The sequence below is a fragment of the Hydrogenophaga sedimenti genome (genome assembly GCF_051857515.1).
GTDB lineage: Bacteria > Pseudomonadota > Gammaproteobacteria > Burkholderiales > Burkholderiaceae_C > Hydrogenophaga.
On record NZ_JBPZHA010000001.1, the window covers coordinates 265,146 to 278,554 of the forward strand.

At 67.5% G+C, this 13,409-nt stretch carries 15 protein-coding genes; 6 read left to right on the plus strand and 9 right to left on the minus strand.

Features of this window, described 5'->3' with window-relative positions:
- The first annotated feature begins 24 nt into the window (after positions 1–24).
- Positions 25–816 carry a TfpX/TfpZ family type IV pilin accessory protein gene (gene tfpZ, locus ACS5NL_RS01295; protein ID WP_439351755.1) on the plus strand — a complete coding sequence of 264 codons (792 nt, stop codon included), beginning with the start codon at positions 25–27 and terminating at the stop codon, positions 814–816.
- Between the two features lie 8 nt (positions 817–824).
- Here the strand turns inward: tfpZ and moaC are convergent, their stop codons facing one another.
- On the minus strand, positions 825–1,328 hold the full coding sequence (gene moaC, locus ACS5NL_RS01300) for a cyclic pyranopterin monophosphate synthase MoaC (RefSeq protein ID WP_439351756.1): 504 nt from the start codon (positions 1,326–1,328) through the stop codon (positions 825–827).
- Positions 1,329–1,389: 61 nt separating this feature from the next.
- Here moaC and ACS5NL_RS01305 point away from each other — a divergent pair, with 61 nt between their 5' ends.
- The gene (locus ACS5NL_RS01305) at positions 1,390–2,952 is read left to right on the plus strand and encodes a M48 family metalloprotease (protein ID WP_439351757.1); all 1,563 of its coding nucleotides are present in this window, start codon (positions 1,390–1,392) and stop codon (positions 2,950–2,952) included.
- On the opposite strand, the gene ACS5NL_RS01310 is transcribed toward ACS5NL_RS01305, so the two are convergent.
- Together ACS5NL_RS01310 and ACS5NL_RS01315 are read right to left on the minus strand one after the other, a co-directional pair.
- Complete coding sequence (locus tag ACS5NL_RS01310; protein ID WP_439351758.1) at positions 2,935–3,285, minus strand: phage holin family protein; 351 nt, start codon at positions 3,283–3,285, stop codon at positions 2,935–2,937. The genes ACS5NL_RS01305 and ACS5NL_RS01310 overlap by 18 nt on opposite strands.
- Before the next feature lie 36 nt (positions 3,286–3,321).
- Positions 3,322–4,032, minus strand: a complete 711-nt coding sequence (locus ACS5NL_RS01315; RefSeq protein WP_439351759.1) for a TerC family protein — start codon at positions 4,030–4,032, stop codon at positions 3,322–3,324.
- A 331-nt stretch (positions 4,033–4,363) separates the two neighbouring features.
- On the opposite strand from ACS5NL_RS01315, the gene ACS5NL_RS01320 reads away from it, so the two are divergent.
- Both ACS5NL_RS01320 and ACS5NL_RS01325 read left to right on the plus strand, forming a co-directional pair.
- Entirely contained in the window at positions 4,364–5,047 is a 684-nt protein-coding gene (locus ACS5NL_RS01320; RefSeq protein WP_439351760.1) for a TerC family protein, read from the plus strand.
- 45 nt (positions 5,048–5,092) lie between these two features.
- A complete protein-coding gene (locus ACS5NL_RS01325; protein ID WP_439351761.1) occupies positions 5,093–5,497 on the plus strand; it encodes a DUF3717 domain-containing protein in 405 nt (134 codons plus the stop codon).
- Positions 5,498–5,610: 113 nt separating this feature from the next.
- On the opposite strand, the gene ACS5NL_RS01330 is transcribed toward ACS5NL_RS01325, so the two are convergent.
- Both ACS5NL_RS01330 and purB read right to left on the minus strand, forming a co-directional pair.
- Positions 5,611–6,378 (minus strand): oxygen-binding di-iron domain-containing protein, encoded by a 768-nt coding sequence (locus ACS5NL_RS01330; protein WP_439351762.1) that lies wholly within the window; start codon positions 6,376–6,378, stop codon positions 5,611–5,613.
- A 265-nt stretch (positions 6,379–6,643) separates the two neighbouring features.
- Complete coding sequence (purB, locus tag ACS5NL_RS01335; protein ID WP_439351763.1) at positions 6,644–8,059, minus strand: adenylosuccinate lyase; 1,416 nt, start codon at positions 8,057–8,059, stop codon at positions 6,644–6,646.
- Between the two features lie 114 nt (positions 8,060–8,173).
- Between purB and ACS5NL_RS01340 the strand changes: the two genes are divergently transcribed.
- Positions 8,174–8,788, plus strand: coding sequence for a glutathione S-transferase N-terminal domain-containing protein (locus tag ACS5NL_RS01340; RefSeq protein WP_439351764.1), 615 nt, complete (start codon positions 8,174–8,176; stop codon positions 8,786–8,788).
- A 104-nt stretch (positions 8,789–8,892) separates the two neighbouring features.
- Positions 8,893–10,092: a cyclic nucleotide-binding domain-containing protein gene (locus tag ACS5NL_RS01345; protein WP_439351765.1), complete on the plus strand. Its 1,200-nt coding sequence runs from the start codon at positions 8,893–8,895 to the stop codon at positions 10,090–10,092.
- Positions 10,093–10,098: 6 nt separating this feature from the next.
- On the opposite strand, the gene ACS5NL_RS01350 is transcribed toward ACS5NL_RS01345, so the two are convergent.
- The 4 genes from ACS5NL_RS01350 to ACS5NL_RS01365 are packed head-to-tail and all read right to left on the minus strand — an operon-like array spanning position 10,099 to position 13,401.
- Positions 10,099–10,548: a nuclear transport factor 2 family protein gene (locus ACS5NL_RS01350; RefSeq protein WP_439351766.1), complete on the minus strand. Its 450-nt coding sequence runs from the start codon at positions 10,546–10,548 to the stop codon at positions 10,099–10,101.
- A gap of 6 nt (positions 10,549–10,554) precedes the next feature.
- Positions 10,555–11,421, minus strand: a complete 867-nt coding sequence (locus ACS5NL_RS01355) for an SDR family NAD(P)-dependent oxidoreductase (protein ID WP_439351767.1) — start codon at positions 11,419–11,421, stop codon at positions 10,555–10,557.
- Between the two features lie 10 nt (positions 11,422–11,431).
- Positions 11,432–12,061, minus strand: a complete 630-nt coding sequence (locus tag ACS5NL_RS01360) for a DUF3833 domain-containing protein (protein ID WP_439351768.1) — start codon at positions 12,059–12,061, stop codon at positions 11,432–11,434.
- Positions 12,058–13,401, minus strand: a complete 1,344-nt coding sequence (locus tag ACS5NL_RS01365) for an MFS transporter (RefSeq protein ID WP_439351769.1) — start codon at positions 13,399–13,401, stop codon at positions 12,058–12,060. Before ACS5NL_RS01365 ends, ACS5NL_RS01360 begins: the two co-directional genes overlap by 4 nt.
- Positions 13,402–13,409 lie beyond the last annotated feature (8 nt).

The window sequence follows — 13,409 nt, forward strand, 5'->3', positions numbered from 1 at the left end:
GGCGCCTTCGGGCGCCTTTTTGTTATGAGCAATGTCGCCAGAAAACAGCTTTACACCATGGACGGATTGAGGGATCGGTTTCGTGCCTCTGGCATTCATCTTGGCATCAGTTTGATTGTCGGACTGCTTGTTGCCGGTTGGGTGTTTGTTGTTTTATATCCTTACCCGTTCCGGGAGATATCCGGGGGGGGGCACCTATTCAGCGTTCTCGTCGGAGTCGACGTTGTTGTAGGACCTTTGTTGACTTGGCTGGTGTTTAACCGACGCAAACCGATTGAGGAGCTTCGTCGCGATTTGATCGTAGTTGCGGGCATTCAATTGGTGGCGTTGACCTACGGCCTGTGGTCGATGTATCAGGCGCGCCCGGTGTATTTGGTGCATGAGGTAGATCGTTTCGTGGTGATTACCTCTGCGGATATTGAGGCGACTGACCTGAGGGAAGCAGATGTGGAGTTTCAGACTGTACCAAACGTGGGCATCCGAACGATCGGTTTAAGGGAGGCTAAGAATCCAGGGGAAAAACTAAAGGCCACTGAACTGGCGATCGCCGGCAAGGACCTGTCATTGCAGCCGAGGTTTTGGCAAACTCTGTCGGAACAGAATCGCGAAGCGATTCGACGAAGAGCTCAACCGTTGGAAGTGCTCCGATCTCATAGTGAAGATGTGCGCCAGCTGGTAGATCAATGGATCGCTGATCGCGCCGGTCGTGCTTCCGACTATCTGACCTTCCCTTTGGTATCTCGGGCGCACTATTGGACCGTAGTTCTCGACAAGGACTTGAACATGGTCGGGTACCTTCCAATCGACCCGTTCTAAGCGGTGGGTCAGGTCGCGACGAAATGACCCGACTTCCCACCCCGCTTCTCCATCAACCGCACCCCGCCGATCGTCATTGCGCGGTCGACCGCCTTGCACATGTCGTAGATCGTGAGCAGGGCGACGCTGCAGGCGGTCAGGGCTTCCATCTCCACACCCGTCTGACCGGTGCACTCGGCGGTCGCGCGGCACAGCACGCTGCTGGTCGCTTCGTCCACCTCGAACTCGACCGCCACCCGCGTGAGCGCGATCGGGTGGCACAGCGGGATCAGGTCGCTGGTCTTCTTGGCGCCCTGGATGCCGGCAATGCGGGCAATGCCCAGCACGTCGCCTTTCTTGGCCGTTCCGCTCTGGATCAGCGCCAGTGTCGACGGCAGCATCTCAATCCGGCCTTCGGCGACCGCGACCCGGTGGGTGCTGGCCTTGGCCGAAACATCGACCATGTGGGCCTGGCCCTGGGCGTCGAAATGGGTCAGGGGACTGGTCATCGTGGTCTTGGGTGTGTCGGTCATGGCGATGCAACTTTGCGTGGACTTTACGGAAACCACTGGGGCTTGGCGGCATCATACGGGGATGACTTTCCGCTTCCGTCCGGGCAGTAGCCCTTCCTGGCCGCGGCCGTTGGCCTGGCTGATGGCCGCATCGGTGTTGCTGGCTCCCTGTCCGGTGTCGTGGGCCCAGAACGCGGCCCTGCCCTCGCTGGGCGATGTGAGCGGCATGTCGATCTCCGCCGAGCGGCGGCTGGGCGACAGCATCGCGCGCGACATCTTCCGCGACCCGGACTACCTGGACGACCCGGTGCTGGTCGACTATCTCAACGTGCTGTGGCAGCCCTTGCTGGGCGCGGCGCGGGCGCGGGGCGACATTCCTCCCGAGCTGTCGGACCGGCTCGCCTGGCAACTGCTGATTTCCAGAGACAAGCGCGTCAACGCCTTTGCATTGCCCGGCGGTTACATGGGGGTGCAGCTGGGCCTGATCGCGGTCACCGAGACCGCGCCCGAGCTGGCCAGCGTGATGGCGCACGAACTCAGCCACGTGTCGCAGCGCCACATCGCCCGCATGTTGTCGAAGCAGGACCAGATGGCGCCCTGGCTGATGGGCGCGATGATCCTGGGCGTGCTGGCGGCGCGGTCGAATGTCGATGTGGCCAACGCCGCGATCGCCGGCAGCCAGGCGGTCGCGATCCAGAACCAGCTCAACTTCTCGCGCGACATGGAGCGCGAAGCCGACCGAGTCGGGTTCGGTGTGCTCACCGGCGCCGGTTTCGAGGGACAGGGCTTCGTGAGCATGTTCGACAAGCTGCAGCAGGCCGCGCGCCTGAACGACGACGGCTCCTTCCCGTACCTGCGCAGCCACCCGCTGACCAGCGAGCGGGTCGCCGACATGCATGCCCGCATTCCCCTGGCACCGGCCGCGCCCAGCGGCCCACGTGTCGGCGCCCCGGTGGTTTCCAGTGTGGCGCCGCCCAAGGAGCTGCATCAGCTGATGGCGGCACGGGCCCGTGTCCTGTCGGAAAACGGCCCGGACCGTCAGCGTGCTTGGGCCCAGGCGGCCCAGGCGCCGCAGGCCAGTGCGCCGGCCCTGTACGCAGCCGCGTTGTCGGCGCACCGGCTGGGCCAGGCGGCGCAGGCCCTGGCACTGGCCAGACGTGGGCGCGCGGCTGCCCCGGCACCGACCCAGGCGACCTGGGATTTGCTGCAACTCGAAATCCTGGCCGCACCGGGCGCCAAGGGGCTGGCCGACGGCGCGCTGGGCCCGTTGCGGGATCAGGCGCTGGCGGGCAGCACGCGCGCCGATCTGCTGCTGGGAGCGGAGGCCGCCTTGCGGACGCAGACCGCCCTGCCCGCGGTGGCGTCCCGTCTCCAGGACTGGCTGGTGACGCGGCCCAAGGATGCGGCGGCTTGGCAGGTGCTCTCGCGGGTCCAGGCGGCGCTGGGGCAGCGGTTGCGGTCGGTGCGTTCCGACGCGGAGGCGCACGCGGCGCAGCTGGATTTCGGTGGCGCGGCCGAACGCTTCCGTGCGGCCCAGATGCTCCCGGCGGCCGACCGCAGCGCCGACGCCATGGAGCTGGCGATCATCGACGTGCGCCGGCGCGAGGTGGAAGCCCTGCAGCGCGATTCAGCGCGACAGGAGTGATTTCACCGCCGCGTCGACCATCAGCATGATGGCCGAGTAGATCAGCGAACCCAGCAGCGCGGCTCCGAACCCGTTGACGTGGAAGCCGTCGAGCATGCTGGCGGCCGCCCAGAACAGCAGGGCGTTGATCACGAACAGGAACAGGCCCAGCGTGATGATGGTGACCGGCAACGTCAGGATCACGAGGATTGGCCGCAGCACCATGTTGAACAGCCCGATCACGAACGCCGCGATCAGGGCCGACGTGAAGTTCTGCACCTGCACCCCGGGGTACAGGTAGGCCACCAGGAGCAGGGCGCAGGCGGCGAGCAGCCAGGTCAGGATGGTTTTCATGGGACCAGCATAGCACCGGTCCCATGGCTTTGTCCTTCAGACGGGAGCCGCAGGATCGCTGTCGGCGTGGCGGCGGTTGCGCCACCATCCGGCGGCCAGCACCCCCGCAATGCACAGGCCGATCACCACCCAGTACAAGGCATTGGTGGCCGGTTCCGTGCCGGTGGTGTGGAAGGTGTCGAACACCAGCTTCTCGTTGACGATCATGCTGCCGGCGGTGAACGCCAGTACCGCGGCACCGATGTACATGATGGACGGGAAGCGCTCGACCAGCTTGAGCACGACGGTGCTGCCGAACACCACGATGGGGACGCTCACCAGCAGGCCGATGACCACGAGGTCAAACGATCCATGGGCCGCACCCGCCACGCCCAGAACGTTGTCGATGCCCATGATCGCATCGGCCACCACGATGGTCTTCATTGCGCCCCAGAAGGTGGTGGCGCCCGGGCCATGGTCGTCCCCGCCTTCGTCGTCCGCGATCAGCTTGTAGGCAATCCAGAGCAGCGCCACGCCACCAACCAGCATCAGACCCGGGATCTTGAGCAGCCAGACCACGCCGATGGTCATGATGGAGCGCACGACGATCGCACCTACCGTACCCCAGATGATGGCCTTCTTCTGCAGGGCGGGAGGCAGGCTGCGGGCGGCCAGAGCGATGACGATGGCGTTGTCGCCTGCCAGCACGAGGTCGATGAGGATGATGGCGAGCAGCGCCGACCACCAGGCGGTGGACAGGAATTCCATGGGGAGGCTCCAGATGGGTGAGTATCTGAAGGTCTTGCCCAGCCCACCGGTCTGGTGGGCCCAGCGCGCCGGGCTCCTTGAACGGAACCGTATTGACGACACGCTGTTCGGCGCCATCCTGTCGCAGGGTGGACAGGACGCGCTTGGGACTACTCCCCTTCCGCGAACCTCTGATTCTAGGGCGCCGACATTCCCATGCAGACTGAAGGTTCTTCAGTGGTCGTACGCGGTATCCCGCATGGGACTTCCGGACCAGGCTGTTTACACTGACGCGCTTTCGGCCCGGCTTTTTGCCAGGCTCCCGAACACGACATTTCGCTCGGAGACTCGCTTGGACTTCTTTTCTAACCCGCAGTTCTGGCTGGGCCTGGGCCAGATCATCTGGATCAATATCATCCTTTCGGGCGACAACGCGGTCGTGATCGCGTTGGCAGCCCGTGGTCTGGAGCCCCGACAGCAGAAACAGGCGATCTTCTGGGGCACGGCCGCTGCCGTGGTCCTGCGGGTGGTGCTGACCATCGTGGCCGTCAAACTCATGCAACTGCCGTGGCTGCAGCTGGTCGGTGGCATTCTGTTGCTGTGGATCGGCGTGCAACTGCTCAACGATGGTGGCGACGGCGAAGAGGAAGGCCAGACCCACAGTGGCCTGATCCCTGCCATCCGGACGATCCTGGTGGCCGATCTGGTGATGAGTCTGGACAACGTGATCGGTGTGGCCGCTGCCGCCAACGGCAACATGGCGCTGCTGGTGATCGGTCTGGCGATTGCGATCCCGATCGTGATCTTCGGCAGCACGCTCATGATCAAGGTCATGGGCCGCTACCCGGTCATCGTCACCTTCGGCGCGGCGCTGATCGGCTGGGTGGGCGGTGAAACCATGGTGTCCGACAAGATGGTCGAACCGATGGTGCCTCACCATTCGGTGGCGTTCTATGCGGCAGCGGCGGCCGGCGCGGTGCTGGTCGTGGCCATGGGCAAGTTCCTCCAGGGCCGCAAGGCCGTGTCTGCCGCCTGACCATCCGCGGCCGGCAAGGGCCGCAGGTCATAAGATCGGCGCCCCATGACCGGCATCCACATCACCGACATCGAAGCCGCGATCAACCACTGGCGCGAGCGGGTGCCGTCGGTGGACGGCGTGGCGCTGGCGCCCGAGGTCCATGCGCTGGCGCAGGTGTATGCATTGCTGGTTTTCCACGGGCAGACCGAGGCCGACGAGGCGTCGCTGCCGGCCGCAGCGCGGCGCGCCTGGCTGGCCTGGTTCGAGACCACCCCGGACACGCCCTGCATCGCGATCTGCTCCACCAGCCAGGGTGACGAGGTGTGCAAGGGCTGCGGCCGCAGCTTCCACGAGGTGCAGCACTGGACGGGCATGAGTCCCGCCGAAAAACGCAGGGTCTGGCGCCGCATCACCCTCGCCGGTGATGCCTGGCGCTTCAACCGCTACGCCGAGCGCGCGGTCGAATAGCGACCCGCAGAGGTGCGGGCTCCGGATTCAGCGCCGGGCCGCCCCAAGCTGAATCAGCCCCCTCGGGGGGCAGCGACCATGCTCAGCGGTGGAGCGTGGGGGCCCCAGCTCTCTCAGGCAGGGATCGTGTAGTTGGCCTGCGTGACGTTGTCGATGCCGCAGGTCAGGTCCCCGATCCAGCCGATGAACTCCTTGACGGCGTCGCCAGCCAGCGGCGCGCCGTGCTGCGGCACGATCATCTTGATCGGCAGATCCCGCACCATGTTCGCCCACAGGCGCAGCACCTTCTGCGACACCATGTAGCGCCGGTGGAAGGCCTCCATGCGGTGCAGGTGCGGCGCCAGGCTGGTGATCGGCTTGGCCGCGTCGCCCGAGGTGCCCAGCGACACGCCGAGGTCGCCGGAGAACAGGATCCTGCTCACCGGGTCCCAGAACTGGAAGTTGCCTTCGGCGTGCATGAAGTGCGCCGGCAGCGCCACGAGCTCGCTGCGGCCGAGCTTGATCCGCATGCCGGGGTCGGGGATGCCGACGATGCGCCCGGCCGTCTTGCCGGGCTTGCAGAAGTGCGGCGCGAAACGCTCCCACAGCTTGGAGATGTACAGCGTGGCCTGGGTGCTGGTCATCCAGCGGTCCAGCGAGGCAATGATGTCCGGATCGGCGTGCGACGCCAGGATCTCGGTGAGCTTGTTGGGCGGGAAGTAGCGGCCGATGGTCAGCAGCAGTTCGTTGAACGCCATGTTGCCGCCCGGATCGATCACCGCACCCTGATCGCCATCGATCACCAGGAACTGGTTGGCCTGCACGGCTTCGCCGCCCTCGTCGCTGAGGTGCGCGAACATCAGGCACACATGCCCTTGGTGGTTGTACAGCTCGATGGCCATGGTTTTGTGTTCTCCAACGAAAAGCGGGCCAAAGGCCCGCCAAAGAAAGGATCGCCTCTTGCGGGCGGTCTCAGGGGCGCCACTGTAGAGGCGAAGTCTCTGTCTCGATTTGAGGCAGATCAAGCCACGCAAGCACTATGCCCAATTCCCCGGCGCCTGCATCGCGGGAAAACCAGTCCTTCCCCCCATTTGTGGATGGTGGACCCCGCGCCACACACCGAAGTGGTGCGCACCGGCCCTGCCCCGCAGGGCATCGGGCGGTGGCTCAGGCGCGGCGGGCGAGTTCGGCGGCCTTGCCGACGTAGCTGCCCGGCGTCATCGCCAGCAACCGGTCCTTCTCGGCCTGGGGAATCTCCAGGCTGCGGATCAGGGTGTGCAGGGCTTCGGCCGTCACGGTCTTGCCGCGCGTGACTTCCTTGAGCTTCTCGTAGGCGCCCTGCACGCCAAAGCGGCGCATCACGGTCTGGATCGGCTCGGCCAGCACTTCCCACGAGGCGTTCAGGTCGTCGGCCAGCGCTTCCTGGTTGAGTTCGAGCTTGTTCAGGCCGGTCATCAGCGAGCTGTAGGCCAGCACGGCGTAGCCCATGGCCACGCCCATGTTGCGCAGCACGGTCGAGTCCGTCAGGTCGCGCTGCCAGCGGCTGACCGGCAGCTTCTCGGACAGGTGCTTGAGCAGTGCGTTGGCCAGGCCCAGGTTGCCTTCGGCGTTCTCGAAGTCGATCGGGTTGACCTTGTGCGGCATGGTCGAAGAGCCGATTTCGCCGGCCTTGAGCCGCTGCTTGAAGTAACCCAGGCTCACATAGCCCCAGATGTCGCGCGAGAGGTCGACCAGGATGGTGTTGGTGCGCGCGATGGCGTCGAACAGCTCGGCCATGTAGTCGTGCGGCTCGATCTGGATCGAGTACGGCTGGAAGGTCAGGCCCAGGCCCAGCGGCTCGGCGGTCTCGATGACCTTCTTGCTGAAGGCTTCCCAGTCGAAGTCGGGCCAGGCGGACAGGTGGGCGTTGTAGTTGCCGACCGCGCCGTTCATCTTGCCCATGAGCTTCACGGCCGCGATGCGTTCGCGCGCGCCGGACAGGCGCACCACCACATTGGCCAGTTCCTTGCCGACCGTGGTCGGGCTGGCGGTCTGGCCGTGGGTGCGACTGAGCATGGGCACGTCGGCGAACTGGTGCGCCATCTCGCGCAGCCGCACGATCACCTGGTCCAGCGCGGGCAGCAGCACGGCGTCGCGCCCGCCCTTGAGCTGCAGGGCGTGGCTGGTGTTGTTGATGTCTTCGCTGGTGCAGGCGAAGTGCACGAATTCGGCGGCCTTTTCCAGCTCGGGGCGGGCGTCGAACCTGGACTTGATCCAGTACTCGACGGCCTTGACGTCGTGGTTGGTGGTCTTCTCGATGTCCTTGATCGCGACCGCGTCGGCCTCGGAAAAGTTCTTCACCAGGTCCATCAGGTAGGTGCGTGCGCCGGGCGAGAGCGGCGGGAATTCGTCGAAACCGGCGTCGGACAGGGCGATGAACCAGGCGATCTCGACCTGCACGCGGCGGTGCATGTAGCCCTGTTCGCTCATGAAGGGCCGCAGTGGCGCCAGCTTGCCGGCGTAGCGGCCGTCCAGCGGAGAAAGGGCGGAAACGGGCGTGAGGGTGCCCGCGGCGGAGGGGGTGGCAGTGGTGGTCGATCGCATCCCTCGGATTGTAGAAGGCGGGGGTGGCGCCGGGATGACCGCTGGCCGTTCAGCACGGGAGGGCATCTGGCTCGCTAAAATGGCCGGCCCAGGGACTCCCACGCTTTTTCATTCATGAAACTCATCGGCGCCACCACCAGCCCTTACGTCCGCAAGGTCCGCGTCGTCATGGCCGAGAAAAAGCTCGACTACCAGTTCGTGCCGGAAGACGTCTGGTCGGCCGACACGACGATCGCCACCTCCAACCCGCTGGGCAAGGTGCCCTGCCTGATCATGGAGGGCGGCGAAGCGGTGTTCGATTCGCGCGTGATCGTCGAATACCTCGACACGCTCTCGCCCGTGGGCAAGCTGATTCCGCCGTCCGGCCGCGAGCGCGCCGAGGTCAAGACCTGGGAAGCGCTGGCCGACGGCGTGATGGACGCCGCCATCCTGGCGCGCCTGGAAGCGACCTGGCCCGGCCGCACCGAAGAGCAGCGCAGCCAGGCCTGGATCGACCGCCAGCTCGGCAAGGTCGACGCCGCGCTGGTGGCGATGGCCCGTGGCCTGGCCGACAAGCCCTTCTGCTCGGGCATCCACCTGAGTCTGTCCGACGTCGCGGTCGGTTGCGCGCTGGGGTACCTGAGCTTCCGCTTCCCGCAGCTGGAGTGGCGCACCACGCACCCCAACCTGGCCCGCCTGGCCGACAAGCTGGCGCTGCGCCAGAGCTTCGCCGACAGCCGTCCGGGCTGATCCGCGCGCCCTCCGGGCGTTTTCCCCTCAAGTTGTCGCCAACACTGCCGATGCAAGGATCGGGGCGGTGTGTTCTGTCGCTGCCCGTGCGCAAAGCCGACACCATGAACACCGCCACCACCGTCCGTCCCCTGCCATTGCCCATGCCCTTCGGGCCCGACGAAGGCTTCACCCAGCAGCGTTTCTACGCGGGCGACGTGCTCTACACCGAGGGCATGCCGGGGCACCACCTGTATGTGATCAAGGACGGGTCGGTGGACATCTACATGGTCCGCGAGGAAAAGCGCGTCGTGGTCGAGACGCTCGGGCCCGGGCAGTGCTTTGGCGTGGCGACGCAGCTGGTGCAGGGCCGGCGCGGCAACAACGCCGCCGCGCGTTCCTATTGCGAGCTGTACCTGGTCGGCTACGAGACGCTGGAGCGGGAGCTGGGCGAAACGCCCAAGTTCACCCCCGGCCTGCTGCGTTCGCTGGTCGAGCGGCTGGCGGTGGCGCACGAGCTGATCGCCACCCGTGTCAACTACCAGCCCGACATCCTGGTCTATGCGCAGCTGCTGAACCTGCTGGGCATCGCCGAGGTCGGGCGGACCAAGAACGAGCTGCGCAGCACCGCGGCCCAGCCGGTGCTCGCCAGCCCGCTGCTGACCGATGTGTTCGTGCAGGCGCGCGCGCTGCTCGGGCACTCGGACGTGCACATCCGCAACAGCATCACCAAGCTGCTGATGCTGCACCTGATCCGCATCGACGACGAGAAGGGCAACGGCAAGCGCGTGATCTTCTCGCCCAAGGACATCGTGGTGCAGGCGCGGCGCATCGTGGCCGACCACACCGACACCGAGAAGGTGGACTACGAGTACGTGAGCGTCGACGAGTTCGCCGCCATGGTCGACGTGGACCGCTCGCTGCTGCTCAAGAAGCTCGCCGGCAGCGAGTTCGCCGAGGACATCTTCACCTTCCGCAAGAGCGAGATCCTGCGTCTGCTCAACGACAAGGGGCGCAAGTTCTTTTCGGACCGCAAGATCAAGACGCCGGACCAGTTCACCGACGTCGAAGACCTGGCGTTCGCCGACCAGAAGTCGCTGTTCGATGCGGTCTCGCGCTGCGACCTGTACGACCTGGCCAAGCTGCTGCGCACGGTGGAAGACGAGGCGCTGCGCGACAAGCTGCTGGCCTGCCTGGCGCGCAACAAGCGCGAAGAGGTGCTGCAGGACATGGCCGAACTCGGCGAGGTGGACCCGATGGAAACCTTGCAGACCGGCAAGGCGCTGGTGGCCGCCGTGCGCGAGAAGATGCTCGCCCGGCGCTGAACGGGTTCACTGGTTGGCGCGGCGCCGCAGCCAGCGCATCAGCGCGCCCAGGCCGGGCAGCTTCTCGTACAGCTCCTCGGCCGCGTCCCAGTAGTCGCGGTGCAGGGTCACCAGGCCGTCGCTGTCCAGCACCAGGTGCGAGCCGCCGCGGACCACCTGTTCGGTCACTGTGTCGAAGCGGCGGAAGCGGAAGCGGAATTCCCACACCAGAAACGCCTGCGGGCCATCCACCAGCTGCTGCGTGACCACGAAGCGCGGATCGTGCAGCGCCGTGAACATGTGGCCGAAGATCTGGCGGATCGCGGGCAGCCCTTGCACCTCGTTGAACGGGTCCTTGAAGCGCGCGTCGGGCGCGTAGAAATCACCGAGACGGTCGAGGTCCTGCGGGTTCAGCTGTCCGTAGAACGCGGACAGCCGCGCCACGGCGGCGCGGTGATCGGAAGAGGCTTGCGTCATGTCGGGTCAGAGCCCGGTGGCGCGGTGCACCAGCGGGAAGTAGGCACGGTAGGGCAGCAGACGCAGCAGCTTCATCCAGTGCGTGAAGCGCCGGGGGAAGTGGATGTCGAACGCGCCCGCCGCGATGCCGGCCAGCAGTTCGCGCGCCGCCACCTCGGGCGTGATCAGCGCGGGCATCTCGAAGGCGTTCTGTGCGGTCAGCGGTGTTTTCACGAAACCGGGGTGTACCACGCTCACGCCGATGCCGCGTGGCGCGAGGTCGAGGTACAGCGTCTCGGCCAGATGCGTCAGCGCGGCCTTGGTCGGGCCGTAGGCCAGGCCCTGGGGCAGGCCGCGAAAGCCCGCCACGCTGCTGACCAGGCTGATGTGGCCCTGGCCGCGCGCGAGGAAGGCCGGCAGCACGGCGTCGAGCAGGGTCAGCGCGCCGCCGTAGTTGATCGCCATGTGCCGCTGCATCTCGGCCAGGTCGAAGGTGTCGGCGCGCTGGCCGCGGTAGTGGCCGGCGCAGTAGAGCACCAGGTCGATCGGGCCCTGCGCCAGCAGGCTGTTCGCCGTCCGGGCGACAGCGGCGGCGTCGGTGGCGTCCAGCGGCCAGGCCTGCACGCGCGGCGGCTCGCCGGTGCGCGAGTGGCGGGCGACCAGATCGGCCAGCCCCACCGCGTTGCGGGCCGAGGCCAGCACCGTCGCGCCCTGGGCCAGCAGTTGCTCCGCCGCGGCGCGGCCGATGCCGGTGGATGCGCCGACGATCCAGACCCGCTGCCCGCGCCAGGCGGCGATGGGCGGGTTGAACGGTCGCCAGAGGCCGGGCCCGCGCCGGGGCGCGGTGGTGCCGGTGGCGGCGAGCGGTTCGACAAAACTGCTTGGGGTGTTCATGCCATCGGGCTCAGTTGGCGCGGCGCACGAAGCTGAGCGTGACTTCGCCCAGGCGGATGCCGAACTTGCTCATGGTCGCCTTGTTGAGCATCACGCGCTCGTCCATCAGGTACATCCAGTCGTCGAAATCGACGTTCACGATCGTGGCCCCCACGCTGGTCGCTTCGCGGACGGCGCTGCCCCCCGAGGGGGCGCTCGCGCCTTGGGGCGGCCCGGCGGCGCTCGGATCGCCGCCGACCGGCAGCGCCAGCGTGTAGCCCCAGCGAAAGGCGTTGCCCGCGACCTGTCCGTCGGCGGTGCCGACCACGTCGTCCGCGCGGCCGGTGTAGCGGCCGTTGCCCAGGTGCGTCAGGCGCCAGATGCGCTTCTGGGTCGTGCCGTCCGAATAGGCGAAGTCTTCGTCGAGCACACCCTCGTCGCCGTTCCACTGGCAGCGCATCACCACGGTGAAGCGGCGCACCACCTGGCCGCTGCGGTCGGTGAAGACACCGTAGGCGTCGAGCGTGCCGTTGAAGTACTGGCGCAGGTCCAGCGCCGGCTTTTCGCTCGCGTATTCGTTCACCTGCGGACCGGCGCAGCCGGTGAGCGCGAGCGTGGCGGCGGCAGCGCCGGCACCGGAGAGCAGGAGGCGACGTTTCATGGCAATGCCTTGTGGGGAATGGTCGGGTGGGTCTGGTTCGGGGCCGGCGCGGCGGCCGGGCGGATCAGCAGTGCGTACAGCAGGCCCGCGGCCAGCAGCTTGAGCGCGCAGGGCAGCAGGGCGTAGGCCAGGGTCAGGGTCTGCAGGGCCGCGGGATCGCGCGAGCCCGGCGCGTAGCCCAGCGCGCCCAGCAGCGGCAGCGCCAGGCCGGCCGCCAGCGCGAGGTTGAGCTTGGCGGCGAAGTTCCACCAGCCCAGGTAAGCGCCTTCGCGCTGCCCACGTTCGCCGGTCTCGTCCATCAGCCCGGCCAGCAGCGCACCCGGCAGGGCGAGGTCGGTGCCCAGCGCGGTGCCCGAGAGCGCGCACACGACCAGGAAGGGCACGGTGTCGCCGCCGCCCAGCGTGGCGGTCCAGACGAAGCTCACCACCGCCAGCAGCATGCCCGCCAGCCAGGTGCGCGCCAGTCCGAGCCGCGGCACCAGCCGCAGCCACAGCGGCAGCGACAGCGCGGCGCTGAGGAAATAGAGGGCGAGAAAGGCCGGCTCGATCTGCGCCGGCGCCTGCAGCCGGTCCTGCACGAAGAACAGCACCAGGGTCGCGGGGATCGCGCTGGCCGTGCCGTTGACCACGAACACGGCGAGCAGGCGGACGAAGCGCGGCTCCTGCCAGGGACTGGCGGCGGTCCGCGTGGTGGGCAGCGGAACGCCGGGCGGTGGCGCCAGCGCACTGGACCAGGCCAGCCAGCCGATCGCCAGCAGCGCCGCGAACACCCCGACCGTCACTGCCAGTCCGCCCAGCGTCGGCAGCACCGCGGCGACCAGCACGCCGGCCAGCGCCAGGCCCTCGCGCCAGGCCTGCACGCGGCTGCGCTGCACCTCGTTGCCGCCCAGGCGCGCTCCCCAGGCCTGGTGCGCCACGCTGGCGACGCTGTAGGCCGCGTAGGTCAGCGCCATCAGCGCGCCGGCCCAGACCAGCAGGCCGGTGGCGTCGCCGCGCAGGGCGGGCAGCGGAAACAGCAGGCCCCACAGCCCCAGCGCCAGTACGGCAGCGGCCGCCCCCGCGGCGCCCAGCACGGCGCGGTGCGAACGCGCGAACAGCCGGTCGCACCAGCGCCCGATCCAGGGATCGAGCAGCGCATCGAACAGGCGCGTGCCCAGCAGCACCATGCCCAGCGCCGCCAGCGGCACGCCGAAGCTGCGCGCGTAGTGGTTGGGCAGCAGCACATAGAGCGGCAGCGCCACGAAGGCCAGCGGCAGGCCCAGCAGCCCGTAGCGCAGGCCCTCGCGCCAGGCGCCCGGCCCGGTGAAGCGCTCGGCCACGGAGGTGTGGGTGGCGGTCATGGCGGCGC